Below are 24,560 nucleotides of genomic sequence, written 5' to 3'. Positions count from 1 at the left end.
TCCAGAGCTCCGGACTTTATTCAGGTTTTGATCGGGATTGCTTCTCTTCGTTCGCAAAGACTTCAGGCTAGTTGCTTATTCTATTTATGCAAAAATGAGTGACAACGCAGAAATCTGGAATATGGTTAGTTCATCTCTTCCATGTACTGACGAAGTTTCTTCATAGCGTTTTTTTCAAGCTGGCGGACTCTCTCCGCAGAAACACTGTATTTTTCAGCCAAATCCTGCAGGGTTGTTTTATCATCCGCAAGCCAGCGCTGCTGAAGAATATCCTGACTTCTGTCATCGAGTCGTTCAAACGCAACCGAGAGATTATCCCGTCCAAGTTCACCGCTTCTTTCCTGCTCAACCAAATAGGCTGGATCATTATGTTCATCGTGCAAGAAATGAGCCGGAGCTTTATAGGCGTCATCATCGTCATCAGTCGCCAGGGCATCATAGGAAGAATCCATCGCGTTGAGCCGCTGCTCCATTAGCAAAACTTCCTCGCGCGAAACCCCCAGGTCTTTAGCTACGTCATCCACTTCCTGACGACTCATCCATCCCAAACGGTTTTTCATCTGCCGTAAATTGAAAAACAATTTACGCTGCGCTTTGGTTGTAGCGACTTTCACAATACGCCAGTTGCGTAATACAAACTCATGAATTTCTGCTTTAATCCAATGGACTGCAAATGAAACCAGACGAACTCCCATTTTGGGGTCAAAGCGTTTTACCGCTTTCATCAGACCAATATTGCCTTCCTGGATTAAATCATTTAAGGGCAGGCCGTAGCCTAAATAGCCGCGGGCAACCCGCACTACATAGCGTAGATGGGCCAGGACAAGCTGGCGTGCGCTTTCGAGGTCGTTTTCATTTTGAAAACGCTCAGCATAATCATGTTCTTCTTCAGCAGATAGCATTGGAATAAGATTGACTCGATGGATGTAGGCATCGAGACTTCCAATCGGTAAATTGATTGATGCTAGTTGTAACTGCCGATTCATACTACTCCTCCAGTTATTCCATCACCAAAAATCAAAACTAAGCCGCTGTCTTCCTGTTTGATGTAATTTATAAGTAAGGGACAGCAGGAAATTACCAGAAAACACTGCTTTAAGTGCTCAATACCATATTATACACCCCCTGTAAAGAAAATTACAATACAGAGACTCCTTCACAGAGGATCAGAAACTGAGCCTGTTAATGATAAGGCCCTATCGAAGCCAACTGCCGTCTGACTGATAAATGCGCTCCCAGCCATCCCAATAAAATTGCAGCGAGAACAATTGAATAAGCTTGTTTCACTGATAAGCCCTGCAAAGGGTAATTCATATGATAAACAGAGGCCAGTTCCTGAACAGCAACGGCAATACTCAGCATAAAAATATTGACAAAAAGAACCGCAAAAATTGCTCCCAGCAATCCATACCAAATGCCAGAGTATAAAAAAGGGCGAAGAATAAACGATTCGGTGGCGCCAATTAATTTTAATACCTGGATTTCCTCATGACGATTATGAATTGCCAGACGCAAGGTATTACCGACGATTAACACCACAGCAGAAGCCAGTAAAGCCATCAGTGCATGAGCAATCTTTCCGGCAAAACCTAATATGGCATGCAAGCGCGTTATCCACTCCATATCCAGTTTAGCCTGCTCGACCTGGGGCATGGATTGCAGGCGTTCAAACAGTTGTCTGACCTGCAAGGGATTATTAACTGAAACTGCGGGAATCACGTCAATCACCGCCGGCAAAGGATTTTCCGGCAGATATTTCATAATATCATGCATGCCTTCCTGCTGCTGCAGTTCCTGCATACCCTCATTAGCGGTTTTCAAGGAAGCCTGGCCGACTCCTCCCACTGCGCGCACTTCCTGTAGCAGGGCAGTTTCCTCAGCTGAAGATACATTGGTCTTTAAATAAAGAGAAATATGACCGCCCTGCTGCCAGTCAATCGTTAACTGATTCAAATTTTCCGAAAAAACCCAGAATAAGGTGGGTAAAGTCAAAGCTATTGCAATCACAATCACAGTCATCATAGTCGCTAAAGGTTTGCGGCAAAGGTGATTAAAACTGTTGGTAGCTGCCTGCAGATGATAGGCTCCTGCCTGCTTTAAATTATTCAGCATATCCGGCCTCCTTTCAGCATGATAATCCGATGCTTCATTCCTGCAATCAAGGCCAAATCATGTGTGGCAATCAGAACGCTTACCCCTACCTGATTAAACAGTGCGAACAATTTCATGATCTCTGCAGACAAGCCAGGATCAAGATTTCCTGTGGGTTCATCAGCAAGTAATAAATCCGGTTTATGCACTACGGCCCTGGCTATTCCCACTCGCTGCTGCTCTCCTCCCGATAAATGAACAGGCAGCATTTTTTCCTTGCTGAGTAAACCCACCATGTCCAGAGCCGCATGCACACGCTTGGCTATCTGAACGGGAGGAATGGCCTGAATTTGCAAAGGCAAAGCGACATTGTCAAAGATGCTTCGATCGCTCAAAAGATGCGGCGACTGGAAGGTGATTCCCAAACTGCTGCGATATCTGGCAATATCATTATTGCGCAACTGATTTAAACGGACGTTATTCACAATCACCTGACCGGAAGAGGGATCTTCCAGCTTGGAAATTAATTTTAGCAAGGTACTTTTGCCAGCCCCTGAATGGCCGGTAAGAAAAGCCATTTCGCCTCTTTCGAGGGAAAAATCGATTTGGCTTAAGGCTTCAAATCCACCTGGATAACGTTTACTGACCTGTTCAAATTTAATTATCATTAAACAATGCCTTGACAAATTGTGACGGTTCAAAGGGACGCAGATCGTCTATTCCCTCACCAACTCCCAAATAACGGAATGGTATCGCCAACTCATTGGCAATAGCAAATAAAATTCCACCTCGCGCAGTGCCGTCAAGCTTGGTCATGGTAATACCTGACAAACCAACCGCCTGATGAAATTCACGCGCCTGATTCAAAGCATTTTGCCCAATACTGGCATCGAGCACCAGCATCGTTTCATGGGGTGCCTCAGGATTTATTTTTTGCATCACCCGCTTCACTTTTTTCAGCTCTTCCATCAGATTATTTTGAGTGTGCAGGCGACCCGCAGTATCAGCAATCAGAATATCTATGCCGCGTGCAGTAGCCGCCTGTAAGGCATCATAAATCACTGAGGCACTGTCAGCACCTGTATGCTGAGCGATCACCGGAATTTCATTTCTGGCCCCCCAAACCTGCAACTGCTGCACAGCGGCCGCCCGGAAAGTATCTCCCGCCGCCAGCATTACTTTTTTGCCTTGCTGCTGAAATTGTTTGGCCAGCTTGCCAATGGTCGTGGTTTTCCCCGCTCCATTTACCCCAACCGCCAGAATTACGAAAGGCTTGTGGGCCTGATTATCAACTAGCAGGGGCTGTGAGCAGGGACTGAGAATTGATTCCAGTTTATCTTTTAGACTACGAAATACCGCATCCCCATCATTAAGCTGCTTTCGAGCCATTCCCTCGCTTAACTGCTTTAATACCTCCTGACTGGTGTCAATTCCCAGATCGGCACTAATCAGCACAGTTTCCAGTTCCTCCAGTAAACCAGCATCAATTTGTTTTTTTCCAAGCAGTAAGCGCCCAACGCTATCACCAAATTGCTGGCGTGTTTTAGCCAGTCCGCGTTTCAGGCGGGTATAAAAGCTTAATCGTGATTCTTCTTGCGGCTGTACTTCAGGCAGGGGCTGCTCGGCAGCCAGGGCCGTTTCGGGTGTTTCAATCGTCACAGCCTCTCGCTGAGGCTGATTAGTATCAGTTTCAGGCACTGGAGGTGAGTTTTTTGTAGAAACATCCTGATTTTTTTTAAACCATTTAATCATAAGGTATACAAAAGAGAGGAAATATGGAATTCTATCACCTTTTTTCGCCGGGAGTTAATCCATGCGTCTTGTATTTGCAATTTTCTTTACCTTGCTATCCACTCTTGCCATGAGCGGCGTGCAAAAATTTACTTTGGACAATGGATTGAAGGTAATTGTTAAGGAAGATCATCGCGCGCCTGTGGCCGTCGTGATGGTTTGGTATAATGTGGGTTCCGCAGATGAGCCCGGAGGTATTACCGGCGTCTCTCACGCACTGGAACATCTGATGTTCAAAGGCACCAAAAAGTATCCTATCGGCATGTTTTCAAAAACAATCGCGGGTATTGGAGGCCAGGAAAATGCCTTCACCAATACCGATTATACGGCTTATTTTGAAAAAATTTCGGCCTCTCAGCTTCCCATTGCCTTTGAGCTGGAAGCCGATCGCATGCAGAATCTGGTCCTGGACCCCAATGAATTTTCCAAAGAAATCAAGGTCATTCAGGAAGAGCGGCGCATGCGTACTGACGACAATCCGCAGGCGCTGACCTTTGAGCGTTATCTGGCGACCGCCCATCTGGCTGCCCCCTACCATCATCCGGTTATTGGCTGGATGACTGATTTGCAGCAAATGAACGTCAATGATGCCCGTGCCTGGTATCAAAGCTTTTACACTCCAAACAATGCGACGCTGGTGGTGGTCGGGGATGTCAATCCTGAAAAAGTGCATGAACTTGCGAAATTATATTTCGGCCAGTTAAAGAAAAAACCCAGTTTTGTCAGAAAATCACAACTGGAACCGCCCAATTTAGGAGCTAAATCAGTGGCCATTCATGCACCCGCCAAACTGCCAATGCTTATGTTCGGATATTCGGTACCCACTGTAAAAACAGCCAACACTAACTGGGAACCTTATGCCCTGGAAGTCATAGCCGGTATTCTGGACGCGGGAGAAAGCTCAAGATTTGCCAAAAACCTGGTTCGTGGCAACCACCTCGCCAGCAATGTAGATATCTATTACAATTTATACAACCGATATCAAACGCAATTCGTCCTTTTTGGAATACCCACTCAAAACCATACTATGGATGAATTAAAAACCGCTTTGCTGCGTGAAATTCACCGCCTGCAAACCGAACCCGTCAATGAAGTCGAATTAAATCGTATTAAAACGCAAATTATCGCCCAGAAAACATTCGAGAAAGATTCTATCTTCGGCCAGGCGATGGAATTGGGTTTACTGGAAACGATTGGATTGGGTTCAGAAACAGCCGAGAGTTATACAACCAAAATACAGGCAATAACACCCGCTCAGATTCAGGAAGCAGCTCAACGTTATTTAAATGAGAATACGATTACGGAAGCCCGTTTGTATCCCTTATTGCAGTCCAAGGAATTACAATGAAAACAATTTATTTTTTAGCCGCTTTACTCATCAGCAGTCTAAGTTTGTGTGCACAGGCCGCCTCATTCAAAACTGAAAAATGGAATACCAGCAACGGAGCCCGTGTGGTCTTTTATCAGGCTAACGAGGTTCCCATGCTGGATATCAGCATCGCTTTTGCAGCGGGCTCTGCCTATGACAATAATTTTTTTGGTCTGGCAGCCCTGACCAATCGCTTGCTGGATCAGGGAAACAGTAATCTGGACGCCAATCAGATCGCTGAGAAAATAGCAAATACCGGCGCCCAGTTTGATAGTGAAGTCAGCCGCGACATGGCTATCGTACGTCTGAAAACCCTGACCAGCCTGCCTGCACTAAATGAAGCACTGGATACATTTAACCTCATCGTTAATAAGCCCAACTTCAGACAAGATGCTTTCAACAGAGAAAAAAATCAGCAGATTATTGCAATCACCCAAGCCCAGGAGTCACCAGCAGATATTGCCAATAACCTGTTTTTCAGCAAGCTTTATAAAAATCATCCCTATGGGCATCCCGTGAACGGCACCGTTGAATCAGTGAAGAAAATTTCTAACTGGCAAGTAAGGGATTTTTATAAAAAATATTATGTCGCCAATAATGCAGTCATTGTAATGGTGGGAGCTATCAGCAGCCAGCAAGCGCATGAAATTGCGGATAGTCTGGTTAAAAATATCCCTGCCGGAGTTAAAAGCCCCGCAATCGCTAAATCTGCACCGCTTGCAGGAGCAGAACAAGTCAATTTTGATTTTTCATCTTCGCAAACGGTTTTGAAATTAGGGCAAATCGGTATCCAGCACGATAACCCCGATTATTTCCCGTTAATGGTAGGAAACTATATTCTTGGTGGCGGCTCACTGGTTTCACGTTTGTCGACCGAGATCCGTGAGAAAAATGGTTTAACCTATGGAATCAGCAGCCAATTTATGCCGATGCCGGGCAATGGTCCGTTCATGATTAGTTTTTCAACGCAGAATAATCAGGCAAAACAAGCGCTGAAGATGACTCAGGATACATTAAATGATTTTCTGAAGTCCGGCCCGACTGATGATGAGCTAAATGCTGCCAAACAATATCTGACAGGCAGCTTCCCCTTATCCCTGTCAAGTAATTCCAATATCGCCGGTATGCTTTTGCGTATGACATTTTATAATCTCCCGGATAACTATCTGGATACCTATGTGGCACACATCGAAGCGGTAACAGCGGAAGACATCAGGAAAGCCTTTGATATGACCATTCATCCAGAGCGCATGTTGCTAGTCAGTGTAGGGAAAATGTGAAAAATACGGTAAGAATTATCGGCGGTCACTTCCGCGGAAAGAAAATCAGCTTCCCGGATGTGGAAGGTTTAAGGCCAACCCCTGATCGGGTAAAGGAAACGCTGTTTAACTGGTTAATGAATTCCCTGCACGGTAAACGCTGTCTGGATGCGTTTGCCGGCAGTGGTTCACTGGGGTTTGAGGCTTTGTCCCGCGGGGCGGCTCATGTTGTTTTCGTAGAGTCGGCCAAGCCTGTATTTGAGCAACTCAGAAAAACCGCAGCCAGTATTTCGGCAAAGGGAGTTGAGATTATTCATGGTGATACCCGTCACTATCTCAAACATTGCAAGGAACCGTTTGATCTCATTTTTCTTGATCCGCCTTTTGCCAGTCGCCTTCAGGAAGAATGCATTGATATTATTGCAAAAAACAGAATGTTAGCTCCAGGAGGCTTGCTTTATGTAGAGTCTCCTGAGCCCCTGAATCTGGACAATACTCAATGGGAAGTCTTAAAAAATAAACAGGCCGGGCAGGTCATTTTCTCGCTTTATGAACGACTATGATCATAGTTTATACTCCTAGAATTCATCTTAAGCAAACTGCTGCGCTCGCAGGAAGCTACCAGAGTTCTATTTTACATTTGAAAATGTACGGTAATTCTTGACAAGGTGACAGCCTCCTGTTTCAATCATTACAGTACTGATCCATTAAATAGCCGAACAAATAATGAACAAAAAATTGGCACTATTGATTGCAACTGCTATCTTGCTGCAGGCCTGTAAAGGAACAGGCATTTATAAAAAGCCGCCTCTAAATGATCCAAGCGATGATGCAACGATTAAACTTGCTGAAGCCGCTTCGTCCATAAGCGATTCCATGCTTCAGATGACCAGAGTTGAAAAGAGCATCGTTCCGCCGCATGGGGATAATACTCTCACTATTCCCAATGCCTACAATCTGCAAGCCAGAGCTTCAGTGGACTGGTCTGGCCCCATTGAGGAATTGACCGCACGTATTGCGAAAGCTGCTCACTATCGTTTAAGAGTACTGGGTCCTGAACCCGCTATTCCAGTACTTATAAGTCTGAATGCCAAAGATCAGAGCCTTGCCGAAATATTACGAAACATTGATTATCAGGCCAAACACAAGGCGAACATACATGTTTATCCAAACAGTCAGGTAGTTGAATTACGATATGTCAAAATTTATTCCTAGTTTAAGTGTTTGCTGTTTGACCCTTTTGGTGGCAGCATGCGCACATCGATCCACAGTAACGGTAATTGATACCAGCACACTGCCAGGGCTTATTGCGATGGGAAACACAGGCCCTGCAAATGCCCGTGGCACGCAAAGCGTTGGTAAAATCAGGGAAATGGCTCTCAAGGAAACGGCTTTGAGCCTAGGCGCTCAATCAGGACTAGCCTGGAGAGCCTGTCAGATTAATGACGAATTAACCCGACAACAGCGAACTCTGGACGCAGTATATGATTTTAACTCATTGATTCTCGAGAACAATATCCTGCCTCCTGTCCTGCTGGAAGGCCGTAATACTTTAAATCTTGCTGATCTGCAAACTATCCGTGTTTCGGATAGAGTATATAAAGTTTCCAAACAAGCTCATTTTGTAACAACACCTCCCACCTGGCGCCAGTACTTGTGGATGGATTACAAAAAACCAGAAACACCGCATGTGAGCCTGCTGCCTAAATGCAGGGAAGAAAGAGCTATCTGGGTAGCGTATATAGAAAAAGGCTGGAAAAACGGCGTTGATCAGGCAAATACCATCCTTGAAGAAAGCGTGGCCCGTATCAAGGAAGATTTTAGCGGAATGATTCTTTACCGAAAACTGCTGGCAATGAACATGGTTTCACCTCCTTTCGTATCCCATACCGAACTAGGGGTTACCGGAGATGCTTCAGAAATTCATATTGATGATCGCGTATTGCGTATCACAGCACTACCCGGCCTTAATATAAACAGCAAAGAGTGGCGTGCAGCTGTAGAGAAAGACGAAAATGCTCTGGAGCAATTCAAAAATATGGATAAGCTCGCACAAAACACCAATATCACAGTGACAAGCAAAGCATGGCAGCCAGTAATTGCTCCGGTGAATTAATTGCAAGCTGAGCCTTGGCACATACTTTAGCACGTCATCCCGAACGTAATGAGGGATCTCCTTGATATGCACTGCTCTATGCAAGGGAGATCCCTCACTACGTTCGGGATGACAAGCAAAGTTGAGACCCCGGGCTGGAATGTCTACAATTAACTACAATAGCTTTGTAATAATTAAAAGCAGCTAGCTGCGCACACTGTACCAGGCTATTCGTGCAAAAATTAGCGCAAACGCTGCCAATACAGCTCAACAGAGCAACAAAAACGTCCACTTTTCAATTTCAGGATTTGCATATGAGTAACATTAGTCTGATGCCAGATGAACCTACCCGATTCACGCCCATTTTTATGGACAAAATGTTAGAGCATGCGGAGAGCCTGCATGCCTCAGATATCACTATTCAGACCGGCTCGCCTATCTTTGCTGAGGTATATGGCCGACTTTTAAAAATTACTAACCGCACTTTATCCAATACCGAGCTGGGTGACCTGATTAATTCCATATATGGCCCTAACGCCACCACCCAGTTATTATCAGGTAAGGATATCGATACCCATTATGAATTCCGACCCAACCGCGGCGTGCGTTATCGTTACCGGGTCAATGCCACAGCTTGTCTGGTCGAGGGGCATGATGCTATCCAAATCACCTTGCGGACAATTCCGACTACCCCGCCAAGACTGGAAACAATGGGGCTTCCTGATAACATTCTCGAGTCTATAGCACCACAGGAAGGGATTGTCTTTATCACTGGCGCAACCGGCTCTGGTAAATCCACCCTGCTTGCCTCAATTATTCGCGAACTTATTGAGAATCAGGACTCCAATCGAAAAGTTCTCACGTATGAGTCGCCTATCGAGTTTGTGTTTGATGAGATTGAAACAATTTCGGCTGTGGTCAGCCAGTCTGAAATTCCCCGCCACCTACCCGATTTCGCTGATGGCGTTCGTAATGCGCTTCGTAGAAAACCACGTCTGATTATGGTGGGAGAGTGTCGTGATGCGGCAACAATCAGTGCGGCTTTAGAGGCGGCATTGACCGGTCACCCAGTGTATACCACCCTGCATACCTCCGGCGTTGCTGAAACCATGCGCCGACTGGTAACCTCATTTAGCGGTGAGGAGCGTTTAGGACGAACCATCGATATTCTTGAAACCATCCGGCTCTGTATCTGGCAGAAGCTGGTTCCTACCGTAGATGAAAAACGGGTGGCCTTGAGAGAATATTTAGTTTTCGATGAAGAAGTCCGCGATACTCTACTGGAAGGAGATCCCAATGAGGTCACTTCCCTGACACGAAAACTGGTTCGTCAGAAAGGACAGTTAATGACGGTTGATGCCCGTAACAAGTTTGAACAAGGAATTATCAGTGAACGGGTATATAAGCTGATTATTGCTGGAACCAAAGAATACCAAAGGGAATAACAGGAGCACGTCACCCCAACGTAGTGAGGGATGACAAGCGACGACTTTCTCCTTAAGTAAGTGCCATTCGGCAGAGGCTCAACCTGCCTGTAATTCGAGACTTCCTTCCAGGGCGGAAATTATTATTCTCCGCCTTGAGTTGCTTCCACATTCGCTCCAGGCGAGCTGACCGCACTGGCGGCTTTTTTGACGCCCTTCATCGCGTAACCGCTGAGTTGTTTATCAATCTGCTGAGCCGCTTTAGCTGTGCTCGAACCCGCGTCACTTATCTGCTTCTTGGGTTCTTCAGCCCATTGTGAGGTTTCCTGACCAATGCCTTCAGCCTGACCGCCAATCCATCGTAACACCTTATCGGGGAGATAAGTAATCAGGGTAAAGGACTTGGTCACAGCCGTCACGTACATCATGGTATAAACAAGAATTGAGAAAAAGAACCCATAAATACCCGCCCAACCGGTATATCCCGTACTGGTATTAATTGCACCCGCCTGTTGACTGGGATCACCGGAAGTGCTGCTGTAACTAAATGCCGAGCCGCTTGGATCCCCCTGAATGAAAGTCACCACATTGTAGAAGCCGGCATTAATGATCCAGACGACCACATAGGAGAGCGCAATGGCAGCGATATAGCCAATAATCATCATTGCCGGCCGTAAGAAGACATTCATAAGAATCATGATGGCCTGCTCGCCTTTACCAAAGGCGCCCTCACCTTCAGGATGAGTGATTCCAAGTGCAACAATCGGTGCCGCCACCATAGCCTCAATCACCGCAATCAACCACCCCATCGTACCGAAGGTGAAGATCATATACGGCAGGAAGGGAATAAAATAGGCAGTCGTGAATCCTATACTGACCATCGTGCCCAACCAGGCAATCAGTAAAGGCATTACCATTGCAATCAGCGGGAATATGAACACACCAAACCAGGGAATTAATATACTGGTAATTGCCAACATCAGCAGATAAATCCACAGCTCATTGGCAAAATTGATATAGTTCACACCCATATTGGCCAGCGCAATAACCGGATTCACCGTGGGCTGCTGAATAAACGATACGCCATAGGTAAAAATCTGCGCCATTCCCTGTAGAGGAACCGAGAGGAAGGTCAACACGACCATATTAATAATCTGTGCCATCATGGAGAGGAACAAATTAAACAGCGTCACAAAGATGACGTTGTAAAGCAGAACACCGAACATTTCACCCAAACAGAATACAAAGAACAGGATCTGCACTTTTCCACAGCTAAAACTCATCGGTTTTAAGTAGAACGGCGTGAACGTGATATTAATTTTCATAGCAAATTTGGGTGCTGTCACAATCCCTGGCTGACCCGGTAATTGCACCATAGACGCATTGCTAATATAACCGTAGGTTGTAGACGACCCTAATCCGGTTACCGCCTTATGGCTTATTGAATTAAAGGTGGGAACGTCCAATCCTGAGTTCAATACAGTGGAGCCGTCAATCAGTCCGGCAATATGTTTTACATATTTATCATCGCCCTGATACCACTGACATAACTCAGAGTACTGCCCTTTACAGGTGCCATCGCCTCCAAACGCATTGGTCATGGTACTAATATCCGCTGAACTGCTGTCCAGTCCGGAATCTGAATCGGTTTGGTTCGACAACTTGATATCGGAAGAGTTAATCTTGGCCAGGTCAATAAAATAACTGCCAGCCATTAACCAACCCTGAGCCTCTGCCTTGGCAATAAAATCCCTTACATTGTCTTTGGTTTTACTTTCAGTAGCCTGCGTGTAGAGATTTAAAGTCGGCAGCATGATGCCATTATAATCCGATACCGCGCCCTGAAACTCAGTACCGTTAAACAGGGGTGCGCTTTGAGAAGACGAATCGCTGCCCCAGGAGATACAATCCTTGTCAGGACTGCTGCAGGGAACTCCTGTGGACATATAGGCAACACCATATTGCTGAACAGCCACCTTGGAGAACTCATTATCCTTATTAGCTTTGGCATAGGTTGAAGAGTTCAACTTGGGATCATTATTCACCATCACCGTGGCCACCTGCGACAAATCCTGATACATCTGCTGGATGGCAATGGCTCGAGACATTTTTACGGTATCGATTTCATTTTTGTCGAGAGTAGAGATATTTTTTTGGATGGTAGTAATTTTATCGGCAGGATAGGCATTCCACTCTATCTTTCCGCAAATACCGTTTAAAAAAGAATAGGCTGAATCCGAGTCGAAATTCGGCATTGGAACACTTTGTTTTGAATTATTCGGATTATTATTCTGCTGGGTTACCACATTGACTGTATTAAGGAAATCAGGGACATTGGCCTGACAAAAATCCTGCATTTCCTTACTGGGTCCATTGACACAGGGACCAGAATTTTTACTTGCCTGATTTTTGTAGCCCTGTTGCACACTCGTCAGAGTATTCTGCAGCCCAAGCATACAAACCTGACCTGCAAGAATCGCGGTAGCCCCTGTTGCGATACTGCCATTGTCTCCAAGAATCGATTTCATCGGATCCATCTGGGCCTGGACTATCACGCCTCCGCGGTTCAGATAACTTAACGCAGCCTGCCAGACTTTATCAGCCGCACCCACCCCCTGCACGACCACCCACATAACGAAAATCTGCATCAGGCAGTAACCAGACGCCTTGGGTATTAAAAGTGCCAGACCAAAGGTTGATCGCAACGGAACCCAAATGGATGACCATTTCTGCCCAAGCATTTGGCCTTCATGGGCCGTATTAACAGTGGATACCAGCAGGGTGTACATGATAATAATACCGCCCAGAGCCAGTACAGCCGAGTTGAATACGCTAAACATCGTCCCCATAATCTGGCTGCCGGTACCATGCAGCACCCCATCGACGATTCCAAAAATATTTCCCAGAAAAACAACCGAATAATCACTGGGCGGGGGAGCAAAACTGATAGAACTACTTCCGCCGCTGCCACTGTCTTGTGCAAGGGCTAACAGGGGAAAGAATGCAGAAAGCAAACCAAATACTATTTTATTCATGTTTTTCACCTAACAAACCCTGCCGATACCATTCCTTAATAGAAACTCCCAGTTTACGATGTTTAATCTGGTAATACCAAAAGTGATAGCGGAAAGATAAAGCAAGCGCGATGAACATCACCACAACGCTCAGTAATATCGATCTCCAGGTACCGTATAAAACATGGTAGCCGGTATATCCAAGCATGAATATGGCAATCAGGACCATCAGAATACTTAATCGATATAACCCTTTCTGGCGGGCAAGCAATTCCGCGTCATCCAAATGCAATTCACGTACCGCCTGTTTAAAGGATTCACCCGTTGTGCTTTGCTGGGGAACAAACATTTTTTTAAACCCATTACCCAGATAAGCGGTAAAGGATTTTAAACGATCGTAGTCCACCCAATAACGAATATTGAAGATACTTCTGATAATCGTACCTATCCGCGAGTCACTTACTTTTTTCATAAAATTTACTTTCTATGTATTAGATTTTTCTACCACTTACTATACTATAGTAGTTACATAGCCCCCAGTCTATCAATTAGTTTGACAGTAAAAAAAGAGTAAATGTATGCCTGATCTAAGTCATGAAGCTTCAGCCCAATATTGGTTTGAATATGTGGATCCAATGATCTACCGCGTAATTACCTTTATGGAAAGCGTGGAAGACTGGACAATGGATGGAAATCCGGAATTGGAAGCAGCTATCAAAAAGCTCGGTGAAGAGCTTGATGACATCGATAAAATCGATATGGGAATGCTGGGCCAGGAGGATGCATTCATTCGATTGGCAGGAAATATCAAGTCAGGACGCGGCCTTAGACTTTTACAAGCCATAGATACTGTACATCCAGGCAGTGCATCGCGTATTCTGATCCATGCGGAAGAAACCAGCCTGGGCAGCCATGATCCGGCCGGTTTCTTTCTGAAAAGAAATATTACATTTGAACGCCTGCGTCTGCTGGGACGCGTTTTTTCAGAATATCGCTTAAAACTAGTTGCTCGTGCTCTTGAAGGGGAAGAATAAATGCTATTGAAACCGAAACAGGCTTTACCCGTTTTACTGTTACTCTGCTCATCGACTGTGATTGCTGATGTTCCAACAGGAGGCCTTGATGACGCCGGTGGCGGCGGCCAGAGTGATTTGCCTACCTATCTGCAAAATCTTGGAAAATATTTTGGTTATGACATCACCCAGTATTGTACTACCGGAGGAACTTGCAGTCAGGGCGGGGGCGGCTCGGATACTTTCAGTAATTTGCTGATCAACTCCCAAAATAATTTAGCCCCTCAACTATCCAGCTATTACAGCTTTCTCGGTGCTCTGCTTTCACCAGGGGCATCCAGCAATGGCAGTAGTGGACAAGGCGCTCCCATTGTGAACGGCGGATCACAGGGCAACAGCACTATTAACAGTCTGGCTGCAACTACCTTTCCTTCCTATGGCAGCACCTCAGGAAGCGGCGTCAGTGCCTCCGCTCTGATTGATCAGACAGCCAATAAGCAATATATGTCAGATCCGGTTAGCCAGGCAGTTTTTAATATTCTGACAACCCCTAACAGCAGTTATTGTGTTAACAATGACGGCTCCTGGAAGCAGCAATGTAAATATCTGTACCGCAGTCTGGTAATGTCAAACGTGATAGGCACCCTGCCCTCCACCGATGATTTTTTTAATAGCTCTTATACGCAAGGGCTGGTTTCACAGTTGAACAGCAACGCTCTGCTTTCTCCAATGCTGTTCAGCACGAATTCTGGCGGTCAGACAACAACTTCTTCCCCGCTGGTCTCCGATGACTCACAGAACCAGGGTTTAACGGCCAATAATCAGGTACAGGAGGCCGCCAACTTTATTCGCTATGCCAGCGGACAGGTTAACCCGGTCGCTCTGCCAGATAGAAATACCTATGATTCACTTTATAATAAGGCTTTAAATCTGAGTAAAAATACAGAAGCCTCGGATCAGATTCAGGCTCAGACCACACTCACCGATTATCTCACTCGTCTTCGCACTTACGCGGCGCAAGTGTCGGTAGGAATTGGTAATCTCTATTATATTTTGTCCAAACGCATGCCACAAAATCTTAGTGGAACCTCAGGTAACACGACGAGTCAGGCCTTAAGTGAATATACGATGGCTACCTGGCGATTATTCAATAGTAATCAAAGCAGCAGCGGTGGACAAACTCAGCAACAATGGGTGGAGCAAATCAATACCGCTAACTCAGCCACAGTGCAAAAAGAAATTGCGGTTTTACTTGCCGAGATCAACTATCAGATGTATTTAAGCAGACAGCAGCAAGAGCGTCTTTTGTTAACAGAAACTATTCTGCTACTGCAAAATTCACACGCTGCAGAACCCGATGCAGGTCTGGCTGCAGGCAGCAATAATTCTGATTATCAAAATCCGGCCTCTTCTTCCTAAAATATCCTTCTATGGCGTGTCCCTGGACACGCCAGTTTCACTGGTAACTGCTCACGAATTTACTAGTTACTCAGTGGCGGCTTTATTCGTGTAAATATTTCATCAATTAATTGATACACCACAGCCTTCTTCTCCTGCCATTTATCCACTACATTGCTTTGCAGTACTTCACAGTTATCAGACAGCCAGGAACCATATTTGACCAATAAAAGAGCACCATTTGCAGTGAGGCAAGTCCCCACCTCTTTTTGAATTTTTGCATCGCAGAGATCACCTTCACTATAACAGCTAAGTATTAACAGCTTACTCATGTTCTGCCAATCCGCAGGAGGTTCAACACCCAGAAACTGCTTGTTAATCAGCTTCGGTAATTCCTGGTCCATTACCCAGTTAATATCAGAGGATTTCAGGTTTAATGGACAGGATAACTGTTTAGTATATTGCTTTATATCCTTTCCTATACTGGAAAGCTGATGAGCATCAATACACTGCTTGGCAAAGGGTGAGTTAGAACAAACACTCAGCAGTGAAAACAAAAGGATTGAATATCTTTTCATAATTCCTCCCGAACAAAGATTCATTATATCCTGATAAGGCTGATATTGCTTATTTTACCAGTCTTGCATGTTTAGCCGGATGAATCGTTTTATTTTTTTCATGAAAATACACTTTAGTAAATTCCGCTCCAGTGAACAAGATTTGTGCGGAATAATAAATCCAGACCAGAATGAGAATCAACGCGCCCGATGCGCCAAATCCTTCTGCCAAATTGGAATGGGAAAGGTATAGTCCCAATAATAATTTGCCTATTGTAAACATTAAAGCAGTCAGAAAAGCACCCAGCCAGACGTCTCTCCACTGCAATAATACATCGGGGATGATTTTAAATATCATTGCAAAAAGAATGGTTATTCCAGCCATAGAAATAATGATGTTTAATCCGTAACCCAGAATGACTAACTGAGGTAAAAGCTGTAATAAGCCAGCACTGATCATTGATAAAAGAAGAGAGACTATCAATGAAACCAGAAGAAGAAATCCTACACCAAGCACTAAAGTGAATGATAAAAACCGATCACTGACCAGCCCCCAAAATCCTCTATCCGCACGGGGAGTCACCCCCCATATATTGTTCAAGCCAGTTTGTAAGGCACCAAAAAAACCGGATGCACCAAATAGCAGAATAATGATTGAGACCAGTTTTGCGATAAGATGAGTGGAGGGTTTGACTGTTGAGATCATAAGTCTGATTTGCTCAGCCGGCGCCTCTCCGAAGGTTTCACCCAATTGGGCCAGCAGGTTTTGCTGGACAATCCTGGGGTCAAACACAAGACCCGCTATGGCAATCGAAATAATCAACAAAGGCGCTATTGAAAAGATGGTGTAATAGGATAATGCTGCAGACAAAGTAGCCACTTTGTCTTCATTCCAATTATCCCATACTTTTTTTAATATTTTTCTGAAGTCCATTTTCACTAGGATTGCTCCCTGGTTTAAAAATCAACCCTCACCCTAACCCTCACTGCCATTAATTTAGTGAAATTCTGCAACTGCATGTAGGTTGTGCCCTTGGCACAACATTGAGTTCTGGTGTGGCTCAACCCCTTTGCGTGGGCCAAGGGCCCAACCTACAATGATTCCTTAACTTAATGGCAGTGACCCTAACCTCTCCCAGCTTGAGAGAGAGGACTTCCACTTAGTCTAGTAGAGTGTGGTCTTTTACGCAGCTAACTAACGCCCCGCAAAAGGATGATTAAGCTCTGGCCGGACTGCGCCATTAAGGGGCTGCGGACGAATTGGACCACCGAAAAATCTCGCCCCCTGATTCAGAAGATTCATCGTTTCCTGTGGAACTATCGAGCCCGGTTTTAACCCATTCAGCGCCGTTTGCAAAGGCAGGTCTTTAACCTGTGCTGCTTTTGCCGTTGCTTTAAGACTATCAATAACCTGAGGGGTTGGCTGCAATTTCATTAATCTAAGCATGTGTACATAGCTTGCCTTCATTTCCTCCTGAAAAGCAGGCTGAGGCCTTGGAATGTAATTATTGGATGTGTAGGCAGCGACTCTCTCCCTCGCAAATAATTTGGCGTCATGGATATCAATCAGTGCTTTACTGAATTTCGCAACATCCTCAAGCACGTCTAAGCGCTTTTCTTCAGCCACATTCCTTCTTTTTTCCAGCCGGCTCATATCCTGAGCCTGCTTCATTAACAGCAATTGCTGAGTACCCAGCATATCACGATGCTGATGCAATCCAATTTTATGAGCTCGATCTATCAAATGAGGTGTCCTGACGGGACGATTCGTAAGCTCATTTTCATGCTCGAAGAGATAAATATGCTGGTCTTGCATACGCAATTGACAATGAGAAGGCACAAAGAAGGCGGCCTGTCTGAAATCAATTACTTTGTTACCAGAGACGTCATACATCCGTTTTTCATTTTTCAGAACACCCAGTATATTCTCCAACTGCTGCCTGTGTATTTCAGCCGCTTGCTGATGAATGCGTTTTCCGACTAATTTATTCTGAGGAACTGGATTAAAGGTCTCAAGTCGTCGATTAATTAGCTGTATACTTTGTTCAGGATTGGCTTGCTGATAAATAGTTTCCAGATAGGCATCGTGTTCATTAAGCAAAGTCTGTAAGCTATTATATTTCTGCGTCAGTTTGAGCTGTTTGCGGTCAATTTCCGCAATTTCTTCCTCAACTTTCTCAGCAGCGAGAAGGCTGTGTTGCAATGCAACATGGATAATCTCTTCCGATATTTCATAAGCCTCCAGCATTAGTTCCCATTCTCTGCCAGCAGGTAATTCCAGTTTAACCGCTCCCTGCTCATGAACTACTTTGTTACGCGCTAAATCCTTCTGTATTTGTCTATCAAGTTCTGCGTTATAGTCTTTTCGCGCTTTTGCTTTTTTGGCAGAGAGCTGCATTAAAAGATAGGCCAAAGCACGGTGGGCCTTGATTAAATCATCTTGCGCCTTTAAACGCATGGCATCCATAATCGCTTCATGAGCAGCGATTTCCTTGTAAATTCTGACTCTTACTTCTTTGCCTTCAGGGGATTCAAGGAACTCATGGACATGCTGGGCAGTTTTTAGACCATATAATCCCAGCACTCGTTTCACATCACTACCGGAAACCCTGTGTGCTTTCTCATCTTCTTGAAGATGGTCAAAGGAATGAAGCCATTGGCTGATAGCCTCAGGAGAAGATGAAAGAGAAGGCATCCAGAACCCCGCTTTGTATAGGAATGAGTAATATTGCTAATTTTATACTTTTTGGAGTTTTTATGCAATTCGCTTCGAATTTCATTTGGACATTGTGGCTATATTAAAATCACTTAAAGTGAATATTAACTCGGTAATGCATCGACAATGCTAACATCACTGCGTGTCAGAGCAGTGGACTGAAACACCTCATCCAACCTTTTAATAACGGCTTCCACTGTAATAAGCTTCATGGTATCCGGCCCATGGGCATGCGTTCCCCAGACATTTTCCCCGGCTGACTTATTCAAAACGGAAGTAACCGCCTCTGGATAACAATCTACTGCCAGATGACGAAACGTGTAAGGTCCTGAAACATCTGCACTGGTCACTGCATGTAAAGCGATCACCGGTGTACCTACAGCTGCAGCCATATGAGAGGGCCCTGTATCCGGGCAAACCAGTAAACTGGCTTTACTGATTACGGCAAGAAGCTGCTTGGGTTTTGTTTTACCGACCAGGTCCACACAGTCAACTTCCTGTAAAATCTGATTTGCCAGATCCCTGTCACAGGATCCTGGCCCACCCGTCAGTACTACCTGAGCATTCCATTTATGCTGTGCATATCGAATCATTGTGATGTAGCGCTCAACCAGCCAGCTTCTTTCCGGTTTGCTGGCAGCAGGATTGACCAATAGGAGAGGCCCGTGTTTCGGTAAATGATCTTCAGCCCATTCATAGTCCGCTGCGGCAATTGGCAAATCCCAACGCGGGGCTAACTCAGGAATGTCCAGCACATCTGCAAATTTTAAAAATCCGTCCAGAGTATGATCATTACCCGGGGCAATCGATTCCCTGACAAACCAGGCATGCCCATCTTTGGCACGCAAGGCGTCATAGCCAATTTTTCGTTTTGCTTTGATTAACGGGTAAAGCAAATTAGCGCGAAAACTTGCCTGAGGCGCCAGTAAGACATCAAAACTTCTGTCCCGCATTTGTTTGTAAAAGCGCCAATAATCAGCAATAGAGTCGGGTTTATTGATTACAAGGAATTCCACACCATCCATTCCCTCAACCAAATCATAAGCTGGCCGGGAAATAACCCAGGTGATTGAAACATTCGGTAAGCAGTCCTGCAGACGTCTGACCAGAGGTACCAGCATCAATACATCGCCTAAAGCAGACAGGCGCACAATACATATCGATTTAATCATGACATCAGCCAGAAATTGAATTAAGCAGATTCATTTTGCAATACAAAGATGGAGCCGCAGTAAGGACATACTTCCTTGCCTGTTTTCTCGATAGGCAGATATACCTTGGGATGAGCATTCCACAGTATCATTTCATGGGTAGGACAACTTAAAGGCAAGTCTTCAGGATGAACGATATAAATTTTTTCAGTACTTGCCGGAATATTGCTAGTATCAGACATGAAGTTCTCCATTAATCACACTAGGGTAGATAAGTTAATTCAGGAATTATCCATTATTTTATGAATGTTGGCTATGACCTTCTGCATGGTATTACTTTCTTCAGGCGGGAAATAGTCTATTTGCGCCCAGCTTCTTAGCCAGGTCAACTGCCGTTTGGCGAGCTGCCGGGTTGAAGCAATTCCTTTCATGCGAAACTCCTCAAACGAGGAGTACTCTCCGGCCAGATAGCTCAGGGCCTGACGATAGCCGACACAACGCATTGAGGGATAATCCATTGTCAAAGACCATTTACTTTGTAACTGCTTCACTTCCTCCAGAAAACCCTGATCCAGCATAAGGTCAAAACGCATCGCAATCCGTTCATGTAACCAGGCTCGATTATCAGGAAAAAGACCCCAATTGATAAACGAAAACTGATGTTTTTTATCCTGTTGCTGCAGAAATGCTGATAAGGGTTTTCCCGTTGTGTAATAAACTTCCAGGGCGCGCTGAATCCGCTGGCTATCATTGGCATGGATGCGTGAGGCAGAGGCGGCATCTACAGTCAATAACTCTGCGTACAGCGACTCTAATCCCTCGCTTGCGATGCGTTGGGATAATTCGCTGCGTAAACTGTCATCAGCAACAGGAAGTTCCGAAAGCCCTTGCTGAAGCGCATTGAAATACATCATCGTTCCACCCACCAGCAAAGGCCAGTTACCGCGTTCCCGTATTGCATTAATAAGCGGTATCACATCGTCACAAAATCGGGCGGCTGAGTAGCTTTCATTGGGATTGAGAATATCAATTAAATGATGCGGTGCTCCAGCTAGTTCGTCCTCGTCTGGCTTTGCTGTGCCAATGTTCATCTCACGATAAATCATTGCAGAATCCACACTGACAATTTCAAAAGGAAATTGCTGAACCAGCTGACTGGCTAAAGCAGTTTTACCTGAGGCGGTTGGCCCCATAAGACAGAACACCCGATTATGCATGTAATAAATCTCGACAACGCTGCTCGCTCAGGTGAGTTGCAATCCCGCGTAAATCACCTGATTCCATTAATTGGTTTTTTAAATAGAAAAATAATTCCTGCTTCATTTCATCGGAAGTGAACGACAGGGAAAATTCATAGGCTGACATTAGATAATCGACCATTTCGCTAAAACTGGAAGGACAATCTGTGCAAAATAAATCAAGAAACTGCTTAATATTCAAATCGGGCAGCATTAGCGGAATAGAGCTAACCATTATTTCCGATTCAGACAGGAAGACAAGCTGGATACCTGCATGCTCGAGTAGTTCTTTCGCCTCTGCTATTTTAGTAAAGCGGTCTGATTCCACAGTATATTTTGCCGGGACCAGCAGCGGACGAGCAGGCAGAGGCAGATTGCTTTGCAGCAATTGCCTTTTCAGATTTTGTTTCTGTAAAGCCGAGCCATGCACAAGATATGGCTTTTCATCAACAAGAATAATCGCATGGGCAGGGTCTAAAATATACCATCTTTCAGCGCCAGACTGTTTTAATAACCTATCCTCTTTTTCTATCACGGGAAAAATCAGACTTTCCCTGACGTAAGTGGCGGCCGGAGCCGCCAGGCTGATGGCAGGAATTGCCTGGTTCGTGGATTTTTTCAGGACAGCAGCAATTTGTGAGCTGATAAAATCATGAATGAGGCGAGGCTGCTGAAAACGCACTTCATGTTTTGTAGGATGAACATTCACGTCGACCTGATTGGCTGCAATGTTTAAATACAGCAAACAGGATGGATGCCTGCCGGCATAGAGATATTCCTCGTATGCCTGACGGATGGCATTATTTAAGAGCTTATCCTTGATTATTCGCCCATTCAGATAAATCCATAATTTATCCACCTGGCTGCGCTGATAATCGACATTACTAATGAAACCTTCCAGGCTTATGCCATTGATTTCACTATCGAGATGAATGGATTGATCGAGAAAAGATTTGCCTAAAATTTTTTGAATACGCTGTCTGCGGCCTGCTTCATCAACTGCTGGCATCAAATTTAACAGCAATTTGCCATTATGACTAAACTGTATTGCAATCTCAGGAGCTGCCAGCGCAAAACGTCTCAGAACCGTATCAATTGCCTGGAATTCAATGCGTTCGGGCTTTAAGAATTTTTTACGAACTGGGGCATTATAAAATATATCTCGCACATCAACCGTTGTTCCCTGGTTTCTTGCGCAGGGAACCAGCGTATTGCTCTCCCAACGCATGGCATGCGCCTGCTTAGGCGGCTTTGAACTGATACTCAGCCTGGAAACCGAAGCGATACTGGCTAAAGCTTCGCCTCTAAAGCCCATACTGGTTATGGAATACAAGTCATTTAAACAGGAAATTTTACTGGTGGCATGCGGTGCAATGGCCAAAGGTAAATCCTCTGCGAGAATACCCATCCCGTTGTCACTGATTTTGATGTGATTCAGGCCGCCACAGCCAATATCAACAGCAATTTGGGTGGCTTTGGCATCCAGGGCATTTTCCAGCAGCTCCTTTACGATAGAAGCAGGCCGCTCAACAACCTCTCCTGCCGCAATCTGGTTCGCGACATCAACAGGTAACTGCTGAATTCTCATGATACGGCGGAAGGAATGGTCAAACGCTGTCCTGTTTTGATGGATCCATTATTCAGATGATTAGCCGCCTGCAACGCGGCTACAGACACTTTATAGCGGGCAGCAATTTTGGGCAGTGACTCGCCTGCCTGGACCAGGTGAAATTGCCCTTTGCTATTGGCCAAGGCCTCAATCTGTGTACCATGCGGCGGGTAATCCCAGAAATAGCCTTTTATTCCCTGGAAAATGGCCTGGGTTAGTCTGGCCTGATAGTTTCCATTGGTTAAATTACTTTCTTCCTGAGGATTGGAAATAAAACCGGTTTCTATCAGAATCGAAGGAATATCCGGGGACTTTAATACCATAAAACGGGCCTGCTCCACTCTTCGATTATGTAAACGAGTAATCGTATCAAGATTTCGTAATACTCTTTCTCCCATATGAAGACTTGCACCAATGGTCGCAGTTTGCGATAAATCAATTAATACTGTTCGGACCAGACCACTCTGGTCATCAAGATCCTTCAGATTAACACCGCCAAGCTCGGAATAGTTTTCTTTCTCCGCCAGCCAGCGAGCGGCTTCACTAGTGGCACCGCGCTGAGATAACGCAAATACCGAGGCCCCATTGGATTGCTGATTGATAAAGGCATCGGCATGAATGGAGATAAATACGTCGCCATTATATTTTCTGGCGATATTAAGGCGTTCGCGCAGCCCGACATAATAATCCCCTTTGCGCGTTAATACAGCACTCATACCAGGCTGGCGATCAATAATATGCTTTAATTTACTGGCGATAGCCAATGTCACATTCTTTTCCCAATTATGGTGCGGCCCCTTAGCCCCTGGATCTTTTCCTCCATGCCCAGGATCAAGCACAATCACTACATTTCTGAGAGAACGGCCGGGTAACTGACGCACCGGAGGGGCTGGCGGCGTTAAATTAGTACTCGTCTTAACCGGTTTGGGAGCCTGCGCATGACCATTATTGGTAGATAAGTCAAGGGTGAATGCGTGTTTGGATTTTGAAGAAGCCCAGGGACTGGTTCTTAACATCACCACATCAGTCACTTCAAAAACCAGACGTAAGGTTTGCGGATTGGGACGGCCGCTTCTCACCCGTTTGATGAGTTGATTCCCTTTCAGTTGATTCAGATTGAACACCAGATCGGTTGACTCAAAATCGACTACCACTCGATCGGGATTGGTCAGAGTGAAGACTTTGTGTGCAATGGGAGTGTCAAGACTAAAAAAAAGCGACATTTTGCCGTTTTGCTCTTTTATTTCAATTGATTGTAATCTGGCAGCAAAACAGCTTGCTGATACAAGCGTTAATAATCCAAGGATAAATACCCGAATTTTCATTCTTTACCTTCAAAGCAGAACAAAACCTTATCACCAGCAGCACTTAACGATTCGATGATCATTTCACGGCTGCTCCCAGTTATCATGAGTGTTATCCAGAGATCCGGACTTTTAATACTATGTCTTGCCCGCTCTGGCCATTCCACACAAATTATCGCATTGTCATCAAAATAATCGCGAAAACCAATAAACTCAAGCTCATCTTCATCGTGGATACGATATAAATCAAAATGATGTATTGGCCAGGAATTGCAATTATAACTTTCTACCAAAGAAAAAGTAGGACTTTTTATAATCGATTTTACACCCAGCTCAGTCAGCAAGGCGCGGATAAATGTGGTTTTACCAGCCCCGATTTCCCCACTGAAGCTAATCACTAAAGGAGAGTGAATGCAGGCAGCTAATAAAGAAGCAGTCTCTTGCGTCGCACTTTCATCAATTAACTCTATGTGAAGTATTTTTTTCTGCATGAACCAGTCTTCTCAACTATTAGTTATATCGTAATAACTG

23 protein-coding genes are annotated in these 24,560 nt (G+C 45.0%); 8 read left to right on the top strand and 15 right to left on the bottom strand.

Annotated features, from left to right (window positions below):
* Positions 1-125: 125 nt before the first annotated feature.
* From rpoH to ftsY, 4 genes are all read right to left on the bottom strand, one after another.
* Complete coding sequence (rpoH, locus tag LXA66_RS01365; RefSeq protein WP_112220037.1) at positions 126-986, bottom strand: RNA polymerase sigma factor RpoH; 861 nt, start codon at positions 984-986, stop codon at positions 126-128.
* A 196-nt stretch (positions 987-1,182) separates the two neighbouring features.
* Positions 1,183-2,112: a permease-like cell division protein FtsX gene (ftsX, locus tag LXA66_RS01360; protein ID WP_233011611.1), complete on the bottom strand. Its 930-nt coding sequence runs from the start codon at positions 2,110-2,112 to the stop codon at positions 1,183-1,185.
* On the bottom strand, positions 2,106-2,756 hold the full coding sequence (gene ftsE, locus LXA66_RS01355; protein ID WP_058507914.1) for a cell division ATP-binding protein FtsE: 651 nt from the start codon (positions 2,754-2,756) through the stop codon (positions 2,106-2,108). The genes ftsX and ftsE overlap by 7 nt, the downstream gene beginning before the upstream one ends.
* A complete protein-coding gene (gene ftsY, locus LXA66_RS01350; RefSeq protein ID WP_233011609.1) occupies positions 2,749-3,843 on the bottom strand; it encodes a signal recognition particle-docking protein FtsY in 1,095 nt (364 codons plus the stop codon). Before ftsY ends, ftsE begins: the two co-directional genes overlap by 8 nt.
* A gap of 61 nt (positions 3,844-3,904) precedes the next feature.
* Here ftsY and LXA66_RS01345 point away from each other — a divergent pair, with 61 nt between their 5' ends.
* The 6 genes from LXA66_RS01345 (at position 3,905) to dotB (ending at position 10,050) form a co-directional block, all read left to right on the top strand.
* Positions 3,905-5,230: a pitrilysin family protein gene (locus LXA66_RS01345; RefSeq protein WP_233011607.1), complete on the top strand. Its 1,326-nt coding sequence runs from the start codon at positions 3,905-3,907 to the stop codon at positions 5,228-5,230.
* Positions 5,227-6,531 carry a pitrilysin family protein gene (locus tag LXA66_RS01340; protein WP_255665005.1) on the top strand — a complete coding sequence of 435 codons (1,305 nt, stop codon included), beginning with the start codon at positions 5,227-5,229 and terminating at the stop codon, positions 6,529-6,531. Before LXA66_RS01345 ends, LXA66_RS01340 begins: the two co-directional genes overlap by 4 nt.
* A complete protein-coding gene (gene rsmD, locus LXA66_RS01335) occupies positions 6,528-7,073 on the top strand; it encodes a 16S rRNA (guanine(966)-N(2))-methyltransferase RsmD (protein ID WP_233011605.1) in 546 nt (181 codons plus the stop codon). Before LXA66_RS01340 ends, rsmD begins: the two co-directional genes overlap by 4 nt.
* A 163-nt stretch (positions 7,074-7,236) precedes the next feature.
* The gene (gene dotD, locus LXA66_RS01330) at positions 7,237-7,725 is read left to right on the top strand and encodes a type IVB secretion system lipoprotein DotD (protein ID WP_058507799.1); all 489 of its coding nucleotides are present in this window, start codon (positions 7,237-7,239) and stop codon (positions 7,723-7,725) included.
* A complete protein-coding gene (locus LXA66_RS01325) occupies positions 7,706-8,626 on the top strand; it encodes a type IV secretion system DotC family protein (RefSeq protein ID WP_058507800.1) in 921 nt (306 codons plus the stop codon). The genes dotD and LXA66_RS01325 overlap by 20 nt, the downstream gene beginning before the upstream one ends.
* 311 nt (positions 8,627-8,937) lie before the next feature.
* Positions 8,938-10,050: a Dot/Icm type IV secretion system ATPase DotB gene (gene dotB / locus LXA66_RS01320; RefSeq protein WP_172458292.1), complete on the top strand. Its 1,113-nt coding sequence runs from the start codon at positions 8,938-8,940 to the stop codon at positions 10,048-10,050.
* Positions 10,051-10,172: 122 nt separating this feature from the next.
* Here dotB and dotA read toward each other — a convergent pair whose 3' ends face one another.
* Together dotA and icmV are read right to left on the bottom strand one after the other, a co-directional pair.
* Entirely contained in the window at positions 10,173-13,064 is a 2,892-nt protein-coding gene (dotA, locus tag LXA66_RS01315) for a type IVB secretion system protein DotA (protein ID WP_233011604.1), read from the bottom strand.
* Positions 13,057-13,515, bottom strand: a complete 459-nt coding sequence (gene icmV / locus LXA66_RS01310; protein WP_112220045.1) for a type IVB secretion system protein IcmV — start codon at positions 13,513-13,515, stop codon at positions 13,057-13,059. The genes dotA and icmV overlap by 8 nt, the downstream gene beginning before the upstream one ends.
* Positions 13,516-13,621: 106 nt before the next feature.
* Between icmV and icmW the strand changes: the two genes are divergently transcribed.
* Both icmW and icmX read left to right on the top strand, forming a co-directional pair.
* On the top strand, positions 13,622-14,077 hold the full coding sequence (gene icmW / locus LXA66_RS01305; protein ID WP_112220046.1) for a type IVB secretion system protein IcmW: 456 nt from the start codon (positions 13,622-13,624) through the stop codon (positions 14,075-14,077).
* Complete coding sequence (gene icmX, locus LXA66_RS01300) at positions 14,078-15,475, top strand: type IVB secretion system protein IcmX (protein ID WP_133139324.1); 1,398 nt, start codon at positions 14,078-14,080, stop codon at positions 15,473-15,475. It begins immediately after the preceding gene.
* Positions 15,476-15,537: 62 nt separating this feature from the next.
* On the opposite strand, the gene LXA66_RS01295 is transcribed toward icmX, so the two are convergent.
* The 9 genes from LXA66_RS01295 to tsaE all read right to left on the bottom strand — a co-directional run bounded on the left by LXA66_RS01295 (position 15,538) and on the right by tsaE (position 24,520).
* Positions 15,538-16,032 carry a hypothetical protein gene (locus tag LXA66_RS01295; protein ID WP_233011603.1) on the bottom strand — a complete coding sequence of 165 codons (495 nt, stop codon included), beginning with the start codon at positions 16,030-16,032 and terminating at the stop codon, positions 15,538-15,540.
* A gap of 49 nt (positions 16,033-16,081) precedes the next feature.
* Positions 16,082-16,945, bottom strand: coding sequence for a YihY/virulence factor BrkB family protein (locus tag LXA66_RS01290; protein WP_233012047.1), 864 nt, complete (start codon positions 16,943-16,945; stop codon positions 16,082-16,084).
* Positions 16,946-17,206: 261 nt separating this feature from the next.
* On the bottom strand, positions 17,207-18,706 hold the full coding sequence (locus LXA66_RS01285) for a hypothetical protein (protein ID WP_233011602.1): 1,500 nt from the start codon (positions 18,704-18,706) through the stop codon (positions 17,207-17,209).
* A gap of 125 nt (positions 18,707-18,831) precedes the next feature.
* Positions 18,832-19,899 (bottom strand): glycosyltransferase family 9 protein, encoded by a 1,068-nt coding sequence (locus LXA66_RS01280; RefSeq protein WP_233011601.1) that lies wholly within the window; start codon positions 19,897-19,899, stop codon positions 18,832-18,834.
* Between the two features lie 20 nt (positions 19,900-19,919).
* Positions 19,920-20,120, bottom strand: a complete 201-nt coding sequence (locus LXA66_RS01275; protein WP_058507807.1) for a zinc-finger domain-containing protein — start codon at positions 20,118-20,120, stop codon at positions 19,920-19,922.
* Between the two features lie 39 nt (positions 20,121-20,159).
* Entirely contained in the window at positions 20,160-21,095 is a 936-nt protein-coding gene (gene miaA / locus LXA66_RS01270; RefSeq protein WP_233011600.1) for a tRNA (adenosine(37)-N6)-dimethylallyltransferase MiaA, read from the bottom strand.
* Positions 21,088-22,704, bottom strand: coding sequence for a DNA mismatch repair endonuclease MutL (gene mutL / locus LXA66_RS01265; protein WP_233011599.1), 1,617 nt, complete (start codon positions 22,702-22,704; stop codon positions 21,088-21,090). Before mutL ends, miaA begins: the two co-directional genes overlap by 8 nt.
* A complete protein-coding gene (locus LXA66_RS01260; RefSeq protein ID WP_233011598.1) occupies positions 22,701-24,050 on the bottom strand; it encodes an N-acetylmuramoyl-L-alanine amidase in 1,350 nt (449 codons plus the stop codon). The genes mutL and LXA66_RS01260 overlap by 4 nt, the downstream gene beginning before the upstream one ends.
* Positions 24,047-24,520, bottom strand: coding sequence for a tRNA (adenosine(37)-N6)-threonylcarbamoyltransferase complex ATPase subunit type 1 TsaE (gene tsaE / locus LXA66_RS01255; protein ID WP_233011597.1), 474 nt, complete (start codon positions 24,518-24,520; stop codon positions 24,047-24,049). Before tsaE ends, LXA66_RS01260 begins: the two co-directional genes overlap by 4 nt.
* Positions 24,521-24,560: the final 40 nt, after the last annotated feature.

The sequence above is a fragment of the Legionella sp. 16cNR16C genome, from assembly GCF_021297775.1.
Taxonomy (GTDB): Bacteria; Pseudomonadota; Gammaproteobacteria; order Legionellales; family Legionellaceae; genus Legionella_C; species Legionella_C quinlivanii_A.
This window is presented reverse-complemented; position numbering and strand designations above follow the sequence as displayed.

What these genes read in the sequence shown, in the direction of transcription:
- rpoH (WP_112220037.1), bottom strand. Translation starts at nt 986, where the DNA reads ATGAATCGGCAGTTACAACTAGCATCAATCAATTTACCGATTGGAAGT.
- ftsX (WP_233011611.1), bottom strand. Translation starts at nt 2,112, where the DNA reads ATGCTGAATAATTTAAAGCAGGCAGGAGCCTATCATCTGCAGGCAGCT.
- ftsY (WP_233011609.1), bottom strand. Translation starts at nt 3,843, where the DNA reads ATGATTAAATGGTTTAAAAAAAATCAGGATGTTTCTACAAAAAACTCA.
- LXA66_RS01345 (WP_233011607.1), top strand. Translation starts at nt 3,905, where the DNA reads ATGCGTCTTGTATTTGCAATTTTCTTTACCTTGCTATCCACTCTTGCC.
- LXA66_RS01340 (WP_255665005.1), top strand. Translation starts at nt 5,227, where the DNA reads ATGAAAACAATTTATTTTTTAGCCGCTTTACTCATCAGCAGTCTAAGT.
- dotD (WP_058507799.1), top strand. Translation starts at nt 7,237, where the DNA reads ATGAACAAAAAATTGGCACTATTGATTGCAACTGCTATCTTGCTGCAG.
- LXA66_RS01325 (WP_058507800.1), top strand. Translation starts at nt 7,706, where the DNA reads ATGTCAAAATTTATTCCTAGTTTAAGTGTTTGCTGTTTGACCCTTTTG.
- dotB (WP_172458292.1), top strand. Translation starts at nt 8,938, where the DNA reads ATGCCAGATGAACCTACCCGATTCACGCCCATTTTTATGGACAAAATG.
- dotA (WP_233011604.1), bottom strand. Translation starts at nt 13,064, where the DNA reads ATGAATAAAATAGTATTTGGTTTGCTTTCTGCATTCTTTCCCCTGTTA.
- icmV (WP_112220045.1), bottom strand. Translation starts at nt 13,515, where the DNA reads ATGAAAAAAGTAAGTGACTCGCGGATAGGTACGATTATCAGAAGTATC.
- icmW (WP_112220046.1), top strand. Translation starts at nt 13,622, where the DNA reads ATGCCTGATCTAAGTCATGAAGCTTCAGCCCAATATTGGTTTGAATAT.
- icmX (WP_133139324.1), top strand. Translation starts at nt 14,078, where the DNA reads ATGCTATTGAAACCGAAACAGGCTTTACCCGTTTTACTGTTACTCTGC.
- LXA66_RS01295 (WP_233011603.1), bottom strand. Translation starts at nt 16,032, where the DNA reads ATGAAAAGATATTCAATCCTTTTGTTTTCACTGCTGAGTGTTTGTTCT.
- LXA66_RS01290 (WP_233012047.1), bottom strand. Translation starts at nt 16,945, where the DNA reads ATGGACTTCAGAAAAATATTAAAAAAAGTATGGGATAATTGGAATGAA.
- LXA66_RS01285 (WP_233011602.1), bottom strand. Translation starts at nt 18,706, where the DNA reads ATGCCTTCTCTTTCATCTTCTCCTGAGGCTATCAGCCAATGGCTTCAT.
- LXA66_RS01280 (WP_233011601.1), bottom strand. Translation starts at nt 19,899, where the DNA reads ATGATTAAATCGATATGTATTGTGCGCCTGTCTGCTTTAGGCGATGTA.
- LXA66_RS01275 (WP_058507807.1), bottom strand. Translation starts at nt 20,120, where the DNA reads ATGTCTGATACTAGCAATATTCCGGCAAGTACTGAAAAAATTTATATC.
- miaA (WP_233011600.1), bottom strand. Translation starts at nt 21,095, where the DNA reads ATGCATAATCGGGTGTTCTGTCTTATGGGGCCAACCGCCTCAGGTAAA.
- mutL (WP_233011599.1), bottom strand. Translation starts at nt 22,704, where the DNA reads ATGAGAATTCAGCAGTTACCTGTTGATGTCGCGAACCAGATTGCGGCA.
- LXA66_RS01260 (WP_233011598.1), bottom strand. Translation starts at nt 24,050, where the DNA reads ATGAAAATTCGGGTATTTATCCTTGGATTATTAACGCTTGTATCAGCA.
- tsaE (WP_233011597.1), bottom strand. Translation starts at nt 24,520, where the DNA reads ATGCAGAAAAAAATACTTCACATAGAGTTAATTGATGAAAGTGCGACG.